The organism is Nocardia sp. NPDC051981, assembly GCF_040680715.1.
Classification (GTDB): domain Bacteria; phylum Actinomycetota; class Actinomycetes; order Mycobacteriales; family Mycobacteriaceae; genus Nocardia.
This window is the reverse complement of record NZ_JBFAXK010000010.1, coordinates 213,246-230,874: the sequence shown is the minus strand read 5'-3', so window position 1 is coordinate 230,874 and position 17,629 is coordinate 213,246. Positions and strand designations below refer to the sequence as shown.

Annotated in this window: 14 protein-coding genes; 8 read left to right on the top strand and 6 right to left on the bottom strand. The window is 68.0% G+C overall.

Annotated elements, in window-relative coordinates:
* Positions 1 to 100 precede the first annotated feature (100 nt).
* The 3 genes from AB0L60_RS20085 (at position 101) to AB0L60_RS20075 (ending at position 4,117) form a co-directional block, all read left to right on the top strand.
* Entirely contained in the window at positions 101 to 1,753 is a 1,653-nt protein-coding gene (locus AB0L60_RS20085) for a CocE/NonD family hydrolase (RefSeq protein WP_364615902.1), read from the top strand.
* Between the two features lie 4 nt (positions 1,754 to 1,757).
* Positions 1,758 to 3,122: a M20/M25/M40 family metallo-hydrolase gene (locus AB0L60_RS20080; protein WP_364615899.1), complete on the top strand. Its 1,365-nt coding sequence runs from the start codon at positions 1,758 to 1,760 to the stop codon at positions 3,120 to 3,122.
* A gap of 155 nt (positions 3,123 to 3,277) precedes the next feature.
* On the top strand, positions 3,278 to 4,117 hold the full coding sequence (locus AB0L60_RS20075; protein WP_364615896.1) for a lysophospholipase: 840 nt from the start codon (positions 3,278 to 3,280) through the stop codon (positions 4,115 to 4,117).
* 60 nt (positions 4,118 to 4,177) lie between these two features.
* On the opposite strand, the gene AB0L60_RS20070 is transcribed toward AB0L60_RS20075, so the two are convergent.
* Positions 4,178 to 4,303, bottom strand: coding sequence for a hypothetical protein (locus AB0L60_RS20070; RefSeq protein WP_364615893.1), 126 nt, complete (start codon positions 4,301 to 4,303; stop codon positions 4,178 to 4,180).
* Between the two features lie 47 nt (positions 4,304 to 4,350).
* On the opposite strand from AB0L60_RS20070, the gene AB0L60_RS20065 reads away from it, so the two are divergent.
* Positions 4,351 to 5,175 (top strand): class I SAM-dependent methyltransferase, encoded by an 825-nt coding sequence (locus tag AB0L60_RS20065; protein WP_364615973.1) that lies wholly within the window; start codon positions 4,351 to 4,353, stop codon positions 5,173 to 5,175.
* Between the two features lie 56 nt (positions 5,176 to 5,231).
* On the opposite strand, the gene AB0L60_RS20060 is transcribed toward AB0L60_RS20065, so the two are convergent.
* Both AB0L60_RS20060 and AB0L60_RS20055 read right to left on the bottom strand, forming a co-directional pair.
* The gene (locus tag AB0L60_RS20060) at positions 5,232 to 5,894 is read right to left on the bottom strand and encodes a MarR family transcriptional regulator (RefSeq protein WP_364615890.1); all 663 of its coding nucleotides are present in this window, start codon (positions 5,892 to 5,894) and stop codon (positions 5,232 to 5,234) included.
* Positions 5,895 to 6,026: 132 nt separating this feature from the next.
* Positions 6,027 to 6,491: a hypothetical protein gene (locus AB0L60_RS20055; RefSeq protein WP_364615887.1), complete on the bottom strand. Its 465-nt coding sequence runs from the start codon at positions 6,489 to 6,491 to the stop codon at positions 6,027 to 6,029.
* A 247-nt stretch (positions 6,492 to 6,738) separates the two neighbouring features.
* Here AB0L60_RS20055 and AB0L60_RS20050 point away from each other — a divergent pair, with 247 nt between their 5' ends.
* Positions 6,739 to 7,029: a hypothetical protein gene (locus tag AB0L60_RS20050; RefSeq protein ID WP_364615884.1), complete on the top strand. Its 291-nt coding sequence runs from the start codon at positions 6,739 to 6,741 to the stop codon at positions 7,027 to 7,029.
* A gap of 407 nt (positions 7,030 to 7,436) precedes the next feature.
* On the top strand, positions 7,437 to 8,672 hold the full coding sequence (locus tag AB0L60_RS20045; protein ID WP_364615881.1) for a hypothetical protein: 1,236 nt from the start codon (positions 7,437 to 7,439) through the stop codon (positions 8,670 to 8,672).
* Between the two features lie 218 nt (positions 8,673 to 8,890).
* Here the strand turns inward: AB0L60_RS20045 and AB0L60_RS20040 are convergent, their stop codons facing one another.
* The 3 genes from AB0L60_RS20040 to AB0L60_RS20030 all read right to left on the bottom strand — a co-directional run bounded on the left by AB0L60_RS20040 (position 8,891) and on the right by AB0L60_RS20030 (position 14,968).
* Entirely contained in the window at positions 8,891 to 11,905 is a 3,015-nt protein-coding gene (locus AB0L60_RS20040) for a bifunctional [glutamine synthetase] adenylyltransferase/[glutamine synthetase]-adenylyl-L-tyrosine phosphorylase (protein WP_364615878.1), read from the bottom strand.
* 173 nt (positions 11,906 to 12,078) lie between these two features.
* Entirely contained in the window at positions 12,079 to 13,419 is a 1,341-nt protein-coding gene (locus AB0L60_RS20035) for a glutamine synthetase family protein (protein ID WP_354838380.1), read from the bottom strand.
* A gap of 73 nt (positions 13,420 to 13,492) precedes the next feature.
* Positions 13,493 to 14,968, bottom strand: a complete 1,476-nt coding sequence (locus tag AB0L60_RS20030; RefSeq protein WP_364615971.1) for an alpha/beta hydrolase — start codon at positions 14,966 to 14,968, stop codon at positions 13,493 to 13,495.
* Positions 14,969 to 15,313: 345 nt separating this feature from the next.
* Between AB0L60_RS20030 and AB0L60_RS20025 the strand changes: the two genes are divergently transcribed.
* Complete coding sequence (locus tag AB0L60_RS20025; protein WP_364615874.1) at positions 15,314 to 16,453, top strand: trypsin-like peptidase domain-containing protein; 1,140 nt, start codon at positions 15,314 to 15,316, stop codon at positions 16,451 to 16,453.
* Between the two features lie 184 nt (positions 16,454 to 16,637).
* Positions 16,638 to 17,492: a 3-methyl-2-oxobutanoate hydroxymethyltransferase gene (gene panB, locus AB0L60_RS20020; RefSeq protein WP_364615871.1), complete on the top strand. Its 855-nt coding sequence runs from the start codon at positions 16,638 to 16,640 to the stop codon at positions 17,490 to 17,492.
* Positions 17,493 to 17,629 lie beyond the last annotated feature (137 nt).

Genomic DNA, 17,629 nt, shown 5'->3' with positions numbered 1-17,629 from the left:
TCAAACCCGGCGTGGCGTGGCGACCGGGAAGCGGACCGCGCACCCCGGTTCCTGGGGCTGGATCGCGGCCGTCGCAAGCACCAAGGTCACTATGGTGAGCATGCGGATGGTGTTGTGGCGCGCGTTGATCGGCGTGCTGCTACTGGTGGTGGGGGTTGTGGCGGTGCCGGGGCGGGCGGGGGCCCAGGCGCAGTATCAATGGCACGAGGAGTTCATCACCGCACCGGACGGGACGCGATTGCACGCGGACGTGCTGCGACCCGTCGGAATCGCCGACGATGTGCGCACACCGGTGATCATGACCGTCAGCCCGTACCGGGCGCACCTCATGCGGTTGAGCGAACCGCGGCTCAAAGGCGGGCCGTCCACCGATGATCTGCCGGCGTCGATGTTCCTGCAGGCCGGATACACCTACGTGATCGTGGATCTGCGCGGGTTCGGCGGCTCCAACGGCTGTCCCGATTTCGGCGGGCCGGGCGAGCGGTCGGATGTGAAGACCGCGGTGGAATGGGCTGCGGGACAGCCGTGGTCGACCGGCCGGGTCGGGCTGGCCGGCACCTCCTACGAGGGCTGGACCGGGCTCATGGGACTGGCCGAGCAGCCCGCGGGCCTGGCGGCGGTGGCTTCCTTCGAACCGGTCGTGGATCCCAACACCTACCTCTACATGCAGGGCATCGCCTGGAAGTTCTCGCTCAAGCCGATCAGTGAGAACGGCTTCCGGCCCGGCGATCTCGCGGGCTTCGAGCACCTGATGATCGCCTCCACGCCCGCGTATCCGACCGATTCGGCCGAGTACAAGGCGAATGCTTCGAGCGTCGATCCGGCCTGCTATCAGCACTACCTCGCCGAAACCACCAACCACGACGCGAATTCCGCATTCTGGCGGGACCGGGATCTGGTGGAGAAGGTGCGGGGCAACACCATTCCGCTGTTTCTCAGCCAGGGCTTCGTCGACTACAACACCCGCCCCGACCGGGTCTTCCCGCTGTGGAACGCGCTCGGCCCGGGCGAGCACCGGGCCTGGTTCGGGCAGTGGGGTCACCGCGACTGCACCGAGAAATGCGGTTCACCCGACTTCGCCGCCGAGCTGCTGGCGTTCTTCGACCGGCACGTGGCAGGCAAGGACGTGACGGTGCCCGGGCCCCGGATCACCGTCGGCCAGTTCGACGGCCGGTGGCGTTCGGAGACCGCGTGGCCGCCCGCCGACAGCCGCGCCGTCGACATCGATCTGCGCACCGGACGCTACAACGACCGTGGCCTTGTCCCGGGCGCGGACCGCGAGATCTGGACCGTGACCCAGCCGCTCGACCAGGACCAGCACCTGTCCGGTCAGGCGACGGCCACCCTCGGCCTGGATGGGCCAGCCGCGGCGGCCGTCACCGTCGAGGTCTACGACATCGACCCGACCAACCGGGCGACCGTCATCACCCGCGGCATCGCCCCGGTCACCCACACCGCCCAGGTCCGGCTGCTCGCCCAGGACTGGCCCATTGCCGCCGGCCACCGGATCGGCATTCGAGTCACCGATGTGGTCGACGACGTGTGGGCACACCCGCCGGCCTTCGCACCGGTCACCGTCACCACGGCCCAGATCCACCTGCCGCTGCTCGCCGCCATCCGCACCCCCGACCTGCCCGGCGATATGAGCGAGGCCATTCCGAAGTGGCGGAACGAGAAGTCGGTCTCGCTGGCCCCCGATGTGGTGAACAATGCCAGTGTGACCGTGAACTTCCCGCCCAGGGCCGGCAGCTAGGCCCATGACCAGCGCCGCGCCGACCGACGCCCGCACCGTCGACGATGCCACCGCCGAGCGGCTGGCCGCGGCGCTACGCTGCCGAACCGTCTCCTACGAGAACCGCGACCGCATCGACCGCGCCGAATTCGACAGCCTCACCGCCCACCTCGAACAGTCCTTCCCACTGGTCCACACCCACCTCACCTGGGAGACCTTCGGCCACAGCCGCCTGTACCGCTGGGCGGCCGCCGACAGGCCGGATGACACTGTGGCGGCGATTCTGCTGGCGCATATGGATGTCGTGCCGGTGGACGATCTGGAGGCATGGACGCATCCGCCGTTCGACGGCGTGGTGGATGACGAATTCATCTGGGGGCGTGGGGCTATCGATGACAAGAGCCGGGTGCTGGCGATTCTGGAAGCGGTCGAGCGGGCGCTGGGTGCGGGTGTACGCCCCAGGGAGACTGTCTATCTCGCGTTCGGGCACGACGAGGAGATCTTCGGCGCCGAGGGCGCGGGACGGATGGCGCGGCGGTTGCGTGACGCCGGTGTCCGGGCCCGGTTGCTGGTCGACGAGGGCGGCGTGATCACCACGGGCGTGGCCGACGGGATCGACGCGCCGGTGGCCACGATCATGGTGGGCGAGAAGGGGTTCGCGACGGTGCGGCTGTCGGTGACCGATGTGGGCGGACATTCGTCCATGCCGGGACGGCAGACCGCGGTGGGGCGGCTGGCGCGGGCGGTGGCGCGGATTCAGGATCACCCGTTCCCCTTGCGGTTGACGCCGGTCGCGGTCGACATGCTCACGCGGGTGCGGGAATTCATGTCCGAACCGCGCCGGACGCTGCTCGGGCTGGTGCACGTGGCCGGGGCCATCGCGGCGCGGGTGCTGGCGGCCCGGCCGCAGACCGAGGCGCTGGTGCGGACCACCACCGCGCCGACCATGATCAGCGGCGGAGTGAAGCCCAATGTGCTGCCGCAGCGGGCCGAGGCGTTCGTGAACTTCCGTATCCTGCCGGGCGATTCGGTGGCCGATGTGCTGGCCCATTGCCGGAAGGTGGTGCGGGACAATGGCGTATCCATCGAACTCGACGGCACCACCTCCGAGCCCTCGGCCGACCCGGCGGCGGGCCCGGACTTCGATCTCGTCGCCGCTGTCGCGCGCGAGGTGGCGCCGGGCATCGCCGTCACGGTCGGCATCGTCCCGGGCGCCACCGACTCCCGCTATTACGACGATCTCGCCGGCACCCGCTGTAATTTCGCGCCGATCATCCTGACCGCCACCGATCTGGAGCGCATCCACGGCACGGACGAACGCATCTCCCGCGCCGATTACGCCCGATTGATCCGATTCAACCGGCTGCTGCTCGACCGCCTCGTCGGCTGACCCCGCAACCGCCACTCCCACCGCACGGATTCCCCCGTCCGGCCCCGCCACGCGCCGGATGCGCGAGAATGACTCCGCCGGTACTCGACATTTCGGGCGCACCGTGTTGGGCGGGCGCACCCTCCGGCAGCGTGACGACCTGAAGGGAGCGGCGAATGACCCGCACGGAAACCGGTGAATTCCAGGGAGCGGAGGGCCGTGTGTTCTGGCAGGCCTGGCTGCCCGACGGCGAACCCCGCGCCGTCGCCGAGATCGTGCACGGGTACGCCGAGCACTCCGGCCGGTACGCGCATGTCGCGCGGCGGCTCACCGAGTCCGGGTTCGCGGTCTACGCGCTCGACCACACCGGGCACGGCAGATCGGAGGGCCCGCGGGCGAATGTCGTCTCGCTGGATACCGCGGCCGACAATGTGCGCACCATGCTCACCACCGCCACCGGACGCCATCCCGGACTGCCGAGCTTCCTCATCGGCCACAGCATGGGCGGCCTCACCACCGCATACCTGGCCACCCGCGACCAGCCGGAGGTGACCGGCATCGTCCTGTCGGCCCCGGCCATCGATATCGAGGCGGGCAATGCGGTGCAGCGCCTGGCCGCGCCGCTGGTGTCGAAGTACCTGCCGAATCTGCCGGTGGTGAAGCTGGATTCGAAGCTGGTGAGCCGCGATCCCGATGTGGTGCGTGCCTATGACGAGGATCCGCTGGTGCACCACGGCGGCGTCCCGGCCCGCACCGCCGGTGAGATGCTGCGCGCGGGCGAGTACGTCAAGTCCCACCTGGACCGCCTGACCGCCCCGCTGCTGGTCCAGCACGGCACCTCCGACGGCCTCGCCTCGCCCACCGGCACCGACCTGCTGGAGCGGAGCGCGGCGTCGAAGGACAAGACGGTCATCCGCTACGACGGGCTCTACCACGAGATCTACAACGAGGCCGAACAGGACAAGGTGCTCACCGACCTGGTGAACTGGCTCGAAGCGCACCTGCCGCAGAACTGAGCACGCGGCCGTAACCGGCCGGAATCCACTGCGCCACTCCGGATTCCGGCCATTGGTCCGCTACCGGTAAGCCTTCAGGCAGGCCTCCTCGCCGTCCAGCACCAGGGTGCCGCGATCCCAGCCGATGGTCTGGTCGACGCTGCAGTAGGCGGCATTGACCTCCGGCGCGCCGCTCGCGACACGCATCCGGAAAATCAGCTGAGACGGCCGCCGCATCCATGGCACAGTCGAGCATCATGAGCGACTACCGCCGCCTGAACCGGGCCAACTGGGACGATCGCGCTCCGTTGCACGCCGGTTCCGGCGACTACGCCCTCGACAAATTCCGGACCGATCCGTCGTTCCTGAGCCACGTGGTCCGCTTCGACCTGCCGCGCCTCGGCGACATCCGCGGTCTGGACGCGGTGCACCTGCAATGCCACATCGGCACCGACACACTCTCCCTCGCCCGGCTGGGCGCCACCATGACCGGCCTCGACTTCTCCCCCGCCTCCCTGGCCGAGGCTCGCAGGCTCGCCGAATCCAGCGCCACACCAATCGATTTCGTCGAGGCCGACGTCTACGACGCGGTAACCGTGCTCGGCGCAGCACGATTCGATCTGGTGTACACCGGCATCGGGGCGCTGTGCTGGCTGCCCGACATCCGCCGGTGGGCCGAGACGGTAGCCGGGCTGCTGCGGCCGGGCGGGCGGCTGTTCATCCGCGACGACCATCCGGTCCGGATGGCCGTGGACGAGGCCCGCACCGACGCGCTCACCCTCGGCTACCCGTACTTCGAGACGCCGGAGCCCATGGTGTTCGACGACGGAACCACCTATGTGGACACCGATCTGGCGGTCGCGCACAGCACCACCCACGAGTGGAATCACGGCCTCGGCGAGATCGTGGAGGCCGTCCTGCAGGCCGACCTGACCCTCACCCAGCTCGTCGAGCACCACAGCGTGCCGTGGGAGGCGCTCCCCGGTCGCATGGTGTGCGGCGAGGACTCCGAATGGCGGCTCGCCGAACACCCCGAACGACTACCCCTCAGCTTCACCCTGCAGGCGCGCAAACTCTGACATCGAAAGATATTCGCGCACATCCGGTTCCGCCCCGGATACGATCCCGGAAACTCTCAGTGCCGCGGGTAGGGGTCCATGTTGCGTAGCTGTTGCCGGTGGGTTCGTTGCAGTTCGCCCGCCCGGGTGAGAAAGCCCGCGATCATCTCCAGTTCCGCGGGATCGAACCAGCTCAGCATCATCTGGTAGCCCTCGTCGACCAATGGTGAGATGAGTTCCTGCATGCGACGGGCGGCGAGATCGGTGGCAACCACGATCACACGGCGACGATCGGTGGGGTCCAGCGAGCGGGCGATATAGCCCTGTTTCTCCAGCCGGTTGAGCATGACCGTGGCACCTGCGGCGGTGAGGCCCAGCCGCTCGGCGAGCATTCCAGGTGTCGTGGACTTCCCTTCCCCGAGGACGATTTCCAGCGCACGCCGATCGGTCTCGTTCACGCCCAGCAATCTGATCGATTCCCGGGCCAGATCCTCGATGGTTCCGTGATAGAACTCCAGGGCCTTTCTGAGCGCTACCGCGATCCGAGCGGGTTCGATTGACATCGGACGCACAGGCTCCCACCCTCGAACACTTGAAACACGAAACCTCTCAACCAAATTCATCGAGGTCGTGCCGGACATGTACTGCACGACGACACCGAAGCCGATACGATAGTCGGTATTGCACACCCCGGCCAGAGTGGCTTTCGCCGCACGAAAGCCGAAGCGCGCGAACACCATCCGGGGCGGCGAGTGTCCGATCCGATCGGACGGAACCCGGACTGGGCTGCTGGTAACAGCCCAGTCCGGGCACATTCACCACATTTCACCGGCGCGGATGCTGCGCGTCACGCTGCTCCGCCTACCCTCCGATCAGCTGACAGCCGTGGTGGTGAGGGTCGGGGATGGATTCGGGTAGCACGCGGTCGCGACACCGCCGATCCATTGCACGTTGGTCGTCATGGTCATACCGGGATTGGCATAACTGGTCCCCGCATACTTGCTGGTGATCGGCGTTCCGGGAGTACCGGCGGTCACATTGATGGTCACCGCCGGCGGCGTGAAGCTCGAGCCGCCGGCAATCGGACCCGGCACGGTGAGAACGACATTCCCACCCGAGGTGGTGACGGTGCCGGCCACGCTGCCGCCGGAAGCGGTGGCCGAGACCAGCGTCGAATTCGCCGGAGTCGGGAAGATCATCTTCAGATTGCTGATGCTCGTCACCGTGAAGCCCGAGGCCGAACTGGGAACCGTGGATACCCCGGGGGTGAGGGTAATGGCCACCGCGGAGCCGGATGCCGCCGAACCCGGCGCGGCACCGTCGACCGATGTGGTCATGCTCGAGGTTTGGCCTATCCCGAAGATCGTGCCCTGGCAACTCCAGTTCACGCTCACGGGAGCGGCATTTGCGGGTGCGGCTAAACAGAAGGCAGTGGCCAGCGCCAGTGGCGTAACAACTCCAGCGCGAAGCAGCACGGATGCGGTCGATCTCATAACTATCTCCATAAAGGTGAAGCAACAGCACGGGCGAGATGTCGCGCCGTAACCGTAAGGGATCTAAAATATAACCTGTTCTCATCCGGCCGTGATCGAGATCCAAAATAACGTTTTGGCATCGATGGCTCCCCGGACGGCGCTTCCGGCAGATCCTTATCTGCTATTAAATATTCAGCTTGGAAAGTTAATTCCACTAAAACTTCGGCCGCAGCCGACCGACGCCATGTCGCACATCGGGGTTCCGATCACGGGACGAGTCCGCGGAGCATTCGATCAAATACGAGCCCTGACCTGGTATTACATCCGATGCCAATCACCGCCTTCATCGCATGCGGTCAGCGAGCCTCAGGATTCCTTATTACAGAACCCGGTTTCTTGAAAACTCCGGCTACCAACTCGCCCGACCAGAAGTGGCGGTATATCAGATCGGAGATTTCTTCCATCAAGAGACTATTATGCGTATTCAAGGGTATTTTGCCGTGCGTTCACTCGGCGACGGAGCACCGCTAGAGCCGCTGGTGCCCTATTCGGCTCCGAAGTTGCCGACGACGCCAGGTGAACGACCCTCCTCGGCTCACCCGGCAACATCGTGAAGTAGTCTCGCCCGGCGAATATCATTTTTCAGGCATTTCTATACCCGCGACCAGCCATGCAGTCGAAACGGCCGAGCGAGCGACGAAAGAATTCGGCTGGTGTGGCCGTCCGAATCGGCGAATCGCTCGCGGCGGAACCGATACCCCGCCCCGGGCGTCGAAGTGGAAGAGACCGGATGATGGGAGGACGCTGATGGAACCGGAAGCCCTGCGGCGCAGGGCCCGATTGAGTCAATCGGGGGCCGAGCATGAGCAGTCGCGCATCGCGATACGCGGACTCGACCCGGATTACATCCGGCAGCTGGAGCACTTCCCCCGGTTCACGCATGAGCAGATCCATTCCCGGATCCAGGCCATGAACCCCGGCGACATGCACACTGCCGCCCAGGTCTGGGTGAGCATCGCCGACAGCATGTTCGGCGCCCTGAGCACCCTGCACGCCACCGTCCAGACCACCCTCGCCGCCGCTATGTCCGGCCATCTCGCCGACGCCGCCGAGACCGCTGCCCGGCAATTCGTCCGCGACGCCACGGATGTCGCCGAAATCGCGCACAGCACCGGCCACCGCGTGATCGCTGCCGCCTACGGCGCCGAAGCCGTCCGGAAAACCGTGCCACCACCTGTACCCGACGCCCCCGCCGGCACCAAAGACGAGCAGTACCACCTCGCACTGGCCGCCCTGGACGCCAACTACGTGCCGATCTACCCACCCGCCGGCACGGCCGTCCCCGCCTTCTTCGCACTCAGGTCTCCCGGCGATACCGCATCCGAAAACCTCGGCGGCACAGCCGATGCCACCCAAGACACAGGCCAGCGCACCACCCCGCTCTCGGATGCCTGGAGCGGCCCGGGTGGCAGTCACGATCCCGGATCTCGGCCTCCCGGCACCACGGCCGCCGCAACCGATCCGGGCGATTCCCAACACTTTCCGGCCTCCGGGACAGAAGCCGACGCGCAAGATCCGGCATACCGGAGTCCCGACCGCCGAACCTCCGGCGATCAGCCCTCGACCGCCCCTCCTCGGACCGATCCCGAAACCCATCCCGCCACCACCACCCCACCCACTTCCCCGTTCACCCCGACCCCCGGCGGCCACCCGGCCGTCCCGCTCTCCCCCACCCCCGCTACCCCCGATCCGGGTCGCAGCTTCCCCGGCCCGCCCAGCCCCGAACCCCTCACCCAGCCCAGACAACTCAACTCCCCCAACCTCGCCGCCCCACCCGGCTCAGCACCTTCCGGCATGTTCGCCCCCGGCGGCCGCCCCACCACCGACCCGGATTCGTCCCATCGCACCCCACCCTGGCTGATCCGCGACCGCCAGGACGAACTCCTCGGTAGCCCCCTCCCCCACGTCCCGCCCACAATCGGTGCCGAATTCCCCGCAGCCCGAAACGATCTCATGCAACCCGACATCGACAACCCGGGCTGATCCCTCGGCCGAACGAGCGCCCCGAGCCAGCGATGGAGGGTCTCCGCCGCTGCCTCGCGCGGCACACCTGCGGCCTTGAACAGGTCCATCACCGCGACCGCCCCCGGCAGACGAGAAGAACCTCACCGTCGCACTGTCGATGTGCGCCTACTGACGGCGACTGGCCAACGTCGCAAACAGGCAGGGCGTGAGGAGGATTCGTGCTGCCGGCGAGGCTCCTACTCGCCGCCGAAGACGCGTTCCACGACCGTTTTGGCGCGGCGGGTGACGCGCATGTAGTGGTCGAGGAATTCGCTGCCGTCGTCGTTGGGCCAGCCGGCGACTCGGGCCACGGCGGAGAGCAGGGTGCCGGGGCCGGGGAGTTGGTCGGCGGGTTTGCCGCGGACCAGGACGAGGGCATTGCGGGCCTTGGTGGCGGTGAGCCAGGCCTCGCGGAGGAGGGCGGCGTCGGCGGTGTCGATCAGCTCGGCGCGCTCGATGGCGTCGAGGGATTCGAGGGTGGAGGTGTTGTGGAGTTCGGGGACCTCGTGGGCGTGCAGGAGCTGCAGGAGCTGGACGGTCCATTCGATGTCGGCGAGGCCGCCGCGGCCCAGTTTGGTGTGGGTGGCAGGGTTGGCGCCGCGCGGCAGGCGTTCGGAGTCGACGCGGGCCTTGATGCGGCGGATCTCGCGCACGCCCTCGGGGGACATGCCGCCCTCCGGATAGCGGATGGGATCCATGGTGCGCAGGAAACGGATTCCGAGTTCGCGGTCGCCGGCGACCTGGTGGGCGCGCAGCAGGGCCTGCACCTCCCAGGGCTGCGCCCACTGCGTGTAATAGGCGGAGTAGGCGGCGAGTGTGCGGACCAGGGCACCGTTGCGGCCTTCGGGCCGCAGCCCGGCGTCGACCTGGAGCGGCGGGTCGGTGCTCGGCGCGCCGAGCAGTCGCTGCACCTGTTCGGCGACGCTGATCGCCCATTTCACCGCGACGGTCTCGTCCTCGCCGGGCCGCGGATCGCATACGAACAGCACGTCGGCGTCGGAGCCGTAGCCGAGTTCCATCCCGCCCAGCCGGCCCATGCCGATGACGGCGAAGTCGGCGGGCGCGGGCCTGCCGAGTTCGGCCTCACTGGCCCGGATCACGGCCTGCAGCGCCGCCTCCAGGGTGGCGATCCACACCGAGGACAGCGCCTCGCACACCTGCGGGACGTCGAGCATGCCCAGCACATCGGCCGAGGCCACGCGGGCCAGCTCGTGCCGGCGCAGCGAGCGCGCGGTCGCGACCGCCCGCCTCGGGTCGTCGTAACGCCGTGCGCCGGAAAGGATTCCGCGCGCCACATCCGAGGGCTTGGTGGCCAGCAGCAGCGGCCCGTCCGGCCCGTCGGCGTACATGCGGATGGTCTCGGGCGCATTGATCAGCAGATCCGGCAGGTACGCCGAGGACCCGAGCACGATCATCAGCCGCTGCGCGATGGCGCCCTCGTCGCGCAGTTCGCGCAGGAACCAGATCTCGTTGTCGAGTCCCTCCGACACCCGCCGGTAGGCCAGCAGGCCCGCGTCGGGATTCGGTGTCTCACCGAGCCATTCGAGCAGGGTCGGCAGCAGCAGCGCCTGGATCCGTCCCTTGCGCCCGACCTCCCCGGTCAGCGCCTTCAGATGCCCGAGCGCGTTCTCCGGCGCCACATAGCCGAGCGCGGCCAGCTGCCGCACCGCCGCCTCGGGACTGAGCCGCAGACTGGCGGCGTCCAGGCGCGCAACCGATTCCAGCAGCGGCCGGTAGAACAGTTTGGCGTGCAGCCGCCGCACCCGCACCGCATTGCGTTTGATCTCGCTGGTGAGCACCCCGACCGCGTCCTGCCGCCCGTCGGGACGCATGTGCGCGGCGCGGGCCAGCCAGCGGATGCCCTCCTCGTCCTCGGGGGCGGGCAGGGTGTGGGTGCGCTTGAGTCGCTGCAGCTGCAGGCGGTGTTCGAGCAGGCGCAGGAATTCGTAGGAGGCGGTCAGGTTGGCGGCGTCGTCGCGGCCCACATAGCCGCCCGCGGCCAGCGCGGTCAGCGCCTCCACCGTGCCCTGCACGTGCAGCGATTCGTCGGCCTTGCCGTGCACCAATTGCAGTAGCTGGACAGCGAATTCGACGTCGCGCAGACTGCCGTGCCCCAGTTTCAGTTCGCGTTCGCGCAGGTCCGCAGGCACCAGGTCCTCGACGCGCCGCCGCATGGCCTGCACATCCGCCACGAAGTCCGGCCGCTCGTTGGCCGCCCACACCATGGGCATCAGCGCGTCGCGGTAGGCGGCGCCGAGTGCGAGATCGCCGGTGGCGGGCCGCATCTTGAGCAGCGCCTGGAATTCCCAGGTGCGCGCCCAGCGCTTGTAGTAGGCGATGTGCGAGTCCAGGGTGCGCACCAGTGCGCCGGCCTTGCCCTCCGGCCGCAACGCCGCATCGATCTCGAAGAAGGCCGCGCTGCCGACGCTCATCATCTCGGCGGCGAGCCGGGTGGCGGTGGTGTCGGCCGGTTCGGCGACGAAGACGACGTCCACATCGGAGACGTAATTCAGTTCCCGCGCACCGCATTTGCCCATGGCGATGACGGCCAGCCGGACCGGTGTCTCCCGGTCGGGGCACACCCGGGCGATCGCCACCGACAGCGCCGCGGTGAGCGCCGCGTCGGCCAGATCGGTGAGGTGCCGGCCGACCTGCTGGTACGGCAGCACCGGTTCGTTCTCCACGGTGGCGGCCAGGTCGATGGCGGCCAGCAGCATGAGCTGATCGCGATACCGCTTGCGCAGCAAGGCGATCGCCTCCGGCCCGGCCACGCCGGCCCGGTGCATCATGGGCCCGGCGTTCTCCCCGGTCTCCGGGGTGGCGCACACGGCGTCCAGCAGATCCGTGAGCAACTCCGCACGATCGGGCAGCGTCTTCCGCTTCAGCAGCTGCCAGGAGCCCGGATCCGCCACCAGGTGATCGGCGAAGGCGCTCGACGAGCCGATGAGGGCCAGCAGCCGCCCGCGCAGCGCGGTGTCCCGGCGCAGCTCGTAATCCAAAGCGGCCCAGTCGCTCCCGAGTTGCTCGCGCAGCCGGATGAGCGTCAGCAGCGCCAGATCGGCGTCGGGGGACCGCGACAGCGCCCACAGCAGTGGCACGCTGTCCACGTTGTCCCACGCCAACTCTCGCAGAGAGGTGGCGGCCGACGGCTCGAGCAGACCGAGCCGTCCGACACCGGGTACAGCGGAGCGAGCAGTCGGTGGCCGAACCATGCCCTTCAAATTACATGTCACGCTGATCGGACGTGCAGCCCATCCCTCTCAAACGGGACATCGTTGCCCGCTCGCAGCCGGTTCGACTCCTGAATGCACCCGCCCCGGTCCCGAAAATCCCGAGAGCACTCCACCCAGAGTTCGCGGCCCGCCTCGGCCTCGAGGGCAAAATGTCACAGCCCGAGGTATTCCTTCAGCTCGTAGGGCGTCACCTGGGCACGGTAGCCCGCCCACTCGCGGCGCTTGTTGCGCAGGAAGAAGTCGAAGACGTGCTCGCCCAGCGTCTCGGCGACCAGCTCGGACTTCTCCATGGCCTTGAGCGCCTCGTCCAGCGACGCCGGCAGTTCGCGGAAGCCCATGGCGCGACGCTCGGCGCTGGTCAGCGACCACACGTCGTCCTCGGCCTCCGGCGGCAGCGTGTAGCCCTTCTCGATGCCGCGCAGACCCGCGGCCAGCAGCACCGCGAAGGCCAGGTACGGATTGCAGGCGCTGTCGGGGCTGCGGATCTCGACGCGGCGCGAGGCCGACTTGTTCGGCGTGTACATCGGAACCCGCACCAGCGCAGAGCGATTCGACCGGCCCCAGGAGGCGGCCGTCGGCGCCTCGCCGCCGTGGATCAGGCGCTTGTAGGAGTTCACCCACTGGTTGGTGACCGCGGAGATCTCGTGCGCGTGCTCGAGAATGCCCGCGATGAACGCGCGCGCGGTCTCCGACAGGTTGTCCGGGTCGTCCGGGTCGGCGAAGGCGTTCTGCTCACCCTCGAACAGCGACATGTGGGTGTGCATGGCCGAACCCGGGTGGTCGGCGAAGGGCTTGGGCATGAAGCTGGCCCGCACGCCCTCGTCGATGGCCACTTCCTTGATCAGGTAGCGGAAGGTCATGACGTTGTCGGCCATGGACAGCGCGTCCGCGTAGCGCAGGTCGATCTCCTGCTGGCCCGGCGCGCCCTCGTGGTGGCTGAATTCCACGGAGATGCCCATGGATTCCAGCGAGTCGATGGCGTGGCGGCGGAAGTTCGGGGCCTCGTCGTGCACGGCCTGGTCGAAGAAGCCGCCATTGTCGGCCGGGACGGGCATCGTGCCGTCGTGCGGACCCGGCTTCAGCAGGAAGAACTCGATCTCGGGGTGCACGTAGCAGCTGAATCCGAGGTCACCGGCCTTGTTCAGCTGGCGGCGCAGCACGTGCCGGGGATCGGCCCAGGACGGCGAACCGTCCGGCATGGCGATATCGCAGAACATGCGCGCCGAGTGCTGGTGTCCCTTCGACGTGGACCACGGCAGCACCTGGAAGGTGGACGGATCCGGCTTGGCCACCATGTCCGCCTCGGAGACCCGGGCAAACCCCTCGATGGCCGAACCGTCGAATCCGATGCCTTCCTCGAAAGCGCCCTCCAGTTCGGCGGGCGCGATCGCGACAGACTTGAGATACCCCAGGACATCGGTGAACCACAGTCGCACGAATCGGATATCCCGTTCTTCGAGCGTCCGGAGCACGAATTCCTTCTGACGGTCCATGACCGCGAGCGTAGGGTCCTGGAGTTAAATCCGTGTTACATGAACGTCAGGAGGCGCGGCGAGTCGTTGCCACTCAACACGTGAGGCCCGCCGCAGGCTCTTTCAGATCAACGAGATACGAAATCACCGGGTCGTCGACGCACTGAACTCCGGAGAGCGACACGGTGTGTCGGGTGCCCTTGTAGGTGATCAGCGACGCGCCGAGCTGCTGCGCCAGGTTGACGCCGGCCTGGTAGGGGGTGGCCGGGTCCTCGGTCGTGGAGATCACCACGGTCTTCGGCAGTCCCTGGATCGAAAGCTTGTGCGGCGCGCTGGTATTCGGGACCGGCCAGATGGCGCACAGTTCCAGCGGCGCGGCATTGCCGCCGTGGCCGTCGTCGAGGAAGGGGGCGACGCGGCGGTAGTCGGCGTCCTGCTTGGCCGCTATGGATCGGTCGGTAATGGCCGGGTCGTCGACGCAGCGAATGGCATTGAACGCGTCGGAACTGTTGTCGTAGGTGCCGTCGTCGTGGCGGCCGTCGTACATGTCGGCGAGGGCGAGCAGCGTGTCGCCGCTGCCCTGGGCCAGTTCCCGTAGGCCCTTGGTGAGCGCGGGCCACAGGCGGTTGGAGTAGAGGGTCTGCTGCACACCGGTGATGGCGTCGCCGTAGTGCAGACCGCGCGGGTCCTGGGTGGGAACCGGCTTGTCCCACAGCGGATCCACCAGCGAGCGGAACTTCTTGGTGGCCTGCCCCGGATCATCGCCGAGCGGGCAGTTGGTCTTCTCCTTGGCCGCGCAGTCCACGGCGTAGGCGTCGAAGGCCTTCTGGAAGCTGGCAGCCTGCGCCACCGACTCCTTGACCGGATCCTGCTCGGGGTCCAGCGCGCCGTCGAGCACCAGCGCGCGCACGTGGTCGGGGAACTTCTCGGCGTAGGCGTAACCGAGGCGGGTGCCGTAGGAGTAGCCCAGGTAGGTCAGCTTCTGATCACCCAGCGCCGCCCGGATCACGTCCATGTCCTGCACGACCTCCCGGGTGCCGACATGGGCCAGGAAGTCCTTGCCGGTGCGCTCGACGCACTTGCCGGCGAAGTCCTTGTTCTCGGTCTCCGCGGCCGCGATGCCCGCGGGCGAGTTGTCCTTGTTGGGCTCGGCGCGCTGGGCGTCGTCCTCGGCCGCGGTCATGCACTTGATGGCGGGCTGCGACGCGCCGATGCCACGCGGATCGAAGCCGATGCGGTCGAACCGTTCGGCCAGCTGGGTGCTGTCACCGAGGGTGACCATGTTCAGTCCCGTCACGCCGGGACCGCCGGGGTTGAGCAGCAGTGAGCCGATCTTGTTGCCGGTGGCCCGGACCCGCGAGATCGCGATCTTGGCGGTCGCACCGTTGGGATTGGCGTAGTCGACCGGCACCGTGACCCGCGTGCACTCGGAGTTCTTGGGCATCTCGTCTTCGCTGTAATCGGCACAGCTGCCCCAGGTCAGGGTCTGGTTGTAGAAGGAATCCATCCCCACCGGTGTGCTCGAGGTGGGCTTGCCGTCCACCACGCTGGTGCACGCAGCCGCGGTCATCGCCAACGCCGTCACCAGGAGCACGACCCGGCCGGTTCGCATCAACGCCATCCCACGATCGTGCCATCCCGCCGAAATCACCCTCGCACCCCTCGTCCGGTCCATATATCTCTCTGTTTACCTTCCGGCCGCCACCGTTGTTCGCGTTGCGGCCGTCACCGCTGTGTACATCGCGCCCGCCGCCGCTGTGCGAAACGTCATGCATGGCACGGATTCGGCAACGGTAGAGGTTCGGAGCCGAGAACGCCGAGAACGTGGGCGTTCACACGGTAAGTCCCCAGTCCGCTCTCAGAAACGGCATGCTTAATGGGAGGTGACCTGGGGGCTCTACTGATGAGGGATGCCATGACCGTGCAACCACATTCGCAGAACCGGTCCGCCGAGGCCGGATCCGGTTCATCGCGTTCACGCACCATCCGGGCCGCGGCCGCCGCGGCAGTCGCGCTGGCCGCCACCCTGGGCCTGGTGGCCTGCGGGCCGTCGACGCTGCCGGGCAGTCCGATCGCACACTCGCCGGGTGGCGTCACCCAGAGCCAGCCGATCGACTTCACCACGCCCCCGGCCGATCTCGACTCCGCCGTACAGGGCGTGGTGCCGGGCATCGTGGACGTGAACACCGAGCTCGGGCTGCAGAACGGGGAGGGCGCGGGCACCGGCATCGTGATCGGTCCGGACGGGTACGTGCTCACCAACAACCACGTGGTCGAGGGCGCGACCAAGATCTCGGTCACCGATCTGGGCAATGGCCGGACCTACGACGCCACCGTGGTCGGCTTCGACCGCAGTGAGGACATGGCGGTCATCAAACTGACCGGTGCGTCCGGTCTGCGGACCGCGCCGCTCGGCGACTCGGACAAGGTGGCGGTCGGCGACACGGTGGCCGGCGTCGGCAATGCGGGTGGACGCGGCACGCCCACCGCCGCCGCGGGCACGGTGACCGCCCTGAACCGGACCATCACCGCCAGCGACGACTCCACCGGCAGCTCGGAGCAGCTGACCGGGCTCATCCAGGTCGCCGCCAATATCGAACCGGGGGATTCGGGCGGCCCGCTGGTCGATGCGGCCGGACAGGTCATCGGCATGGACACCGCCGCCTCCAAGGGCTTCCGCTTCAGCATCGGTGGCGGCGAGGGCTTCGCCATCCCGATCAACAAGGCGCTGTCGGTGGCCAAGCAGATCGAGGCCGGCCAGGCCTCGGATCGCGTGCACATCGGCGACACCGCGTTCATCGGCGTCTCGGTCAGCTCGGTCTCCGGCGGCGCGCAGATCCGGGGCGTGGTCCAGGGCGGCCCGGCGGACCAGCTCGGCCTCGAGGCCCGCGACGTCATCACCGGCGTCGACGACCATGCGGTGACCTCGGCCAACGACCTCATCTCGACCATGGATCAGCACCACCCGGGCGACACCGTCACCCTGAAGTGGACCGACCAGACCGGCCAGTCCCGGTCGGCCCAGGTCCAATTGGGCAAGGGCCCGATCGGCTAGCGAGTAGCGGGGAGAAGAGGCGAGGGGCGCCCCCTCGCCTCTTTTTCTGCGCGATGCCTCTTCATCTGCGCGTGGTGTGAGGAATTGCATCCCTGCCGGGAGCGGCCGGAATGGCAGACTGACATTCGTCAGAACAACCCGGGGACCCGGTCATGGGCCTCGAGGAACGACGAAAGGGACGATGATGTCCGTATCCGATGCGGAAACACCTGTGTACGGGTCTGCGGCGCCGAAGACTCCCACGCGGCGGAAGACGCGAGTGCAGCACCTGCAGCAGATGAAGCAGGCCGGTGAGCGCTGGTCCATGCTCACCGCATACGACTACTCCACCGCCCGGCTCTTCGAAGAGGCCGAGATTCCGGTCCTGCTGGTCGGCGATTCGGCCGCCAATGTGGTGTATGGCTACGACACCACGGTCGCGATCACCGTCGACGAGCTCATCCCGCTGGTCCGCGGCGTGGTGCGCGGTGCGCCGCACGCGCTGGTGGTGGCGGATCTGCCGTTCGGCAGCTACGAGTCCTCCCCCGAGCAGGCCCTGGCCACGGCCGTCCGCTTCATGAAGGAGGGCGGTGCGCACGCGGTGAAGCTGGAGGGCGGCGAGCGGGTGGCCGACACCATCCACAAGCTGACCGCCGCCGGCATTCCGGTGATGGCGCACATCGGGTTCACCCCGCAGAGCGTCAACACCCTCGGCGGGTTCCGGGTGCAGGGTCGCGGTGACGGGGCCGAGCAGCTCGTCGCCGACGCCATCGCGGTGCAGGAGGCCGGAGCCTTCTCGGTGGTCATGGAGATGGTGCCCGCCGAGCTGGCCGGGCAGGTCACCCGCAAGCTGACCATTCCGACCGTCGGCATCGGCGCCGGCGCGGAATGCGATGCGCAGGTGCTGGTCTGGCAGGACATGGTCGGCTACACCGGCGGCAAGACCGCCAAGTTCGTCAAGCAGTTCGCGGACGTGGGCGGTCAATTGCGTACCGCCGCAGCCACTTACGCCGACGAGGTGCGGCGCGGCGTGTTCCCGGGTCCGGAGCACAGCTACTGAGCCGCCCGGCCGCGCAGTGACCGAGGACGCCCCCGCGAGGACCGCGGGGGCGTTTTTTCATAGCAGTCGGCTATTGGAATCTATTCGCCGCCGATCATCTCGATCCACTGCGAACTTTTGGTGGCAGACTCGGAAGC

Coding starts and splice junctions, on each gene's coding strand:
- AB0L60_RS20025 (WP_364615874.1), top strand. CDS start 15,314: ATGACCGTGCAACCACATTCGCAGAACCGGTCCGCCGAGGCCGGATCC.
- AB0L60_RS20060 (WP_364615890.1), bottom strand. CDS start 5,894: ATGGTGTTCGCGCGCTTCGGCTTTCGTGCGGCGAAAGCCACTCTGGCC.
- AB0L60_RS20040 (WP_364615878.1), bottom strand. CDS start 11,905: ATGGTTCGGCCACCGACTGCTCGCTCCGCTGTACCCGGTGTCGGACGG.
- AB0L60_RS20045 (WP_364615881.1), top strand. CDS start 7,437: ATGGAACCGGAAGCCCTGCGGCGCAGGGCCCGATTGAGTCAATCGGGG.
- AB0L60_RS20070 (WP_364615893.1), bottom strand. CDS start 4,303: ATGCGTGTCGCGAGCGGCGCGCCGGAGGTCAATGCCGCCTACTGCAGC.
- AB0L60_RS20080 (WP_364615899.1), top strand. CDS start 1,758: ATGACCAGCGCCGCGCCGACCGACGCCCGCACCGTCGACGATGCCACC.
- panB (WP_364615871.1), top strand. CDS start 16,638: ATGTCCGTATCCGATGCGGAAACACCTGTGTACGGGTCTGCGGCGCCG.
- AB0L60_RS20035 (WP_354838380.1), bottom strand. CDS start 13,419: ATGGACCGTCAGAAGGAATTCGTGCTCCGGACGCTCGAAGAACGGGAT.
- AB0L60_RS20055 (WP_364615887.1), bottom strand. CDS start 6,491: ATGACCACATCGGTCGACGGTGCCGCGCCGGGTTCGGCGGCATCCGGC.
- AB0L60_RS20075 (WP_364615896.1), top strand. CDS start 3,278: ATGACCCGCACGGAAACCGGTGAATTCCAGGGAGCGGAGGGCCGTGTG.
- AB0L60_RS20030 (WP_364615971.1), bottom strand. CDS start 14,968: ATGACCGCGGCTGCGTGCACCAGCGTGGTGGACGGCAAGCCCACCTCG.
- AB0L60_RS20085 (WP_364615902.1), top strand. CDS start 101: ATGCGGATGGTGTTGTGGCGCGCGTTGATCGGCGTGCTGCTACTGGTG.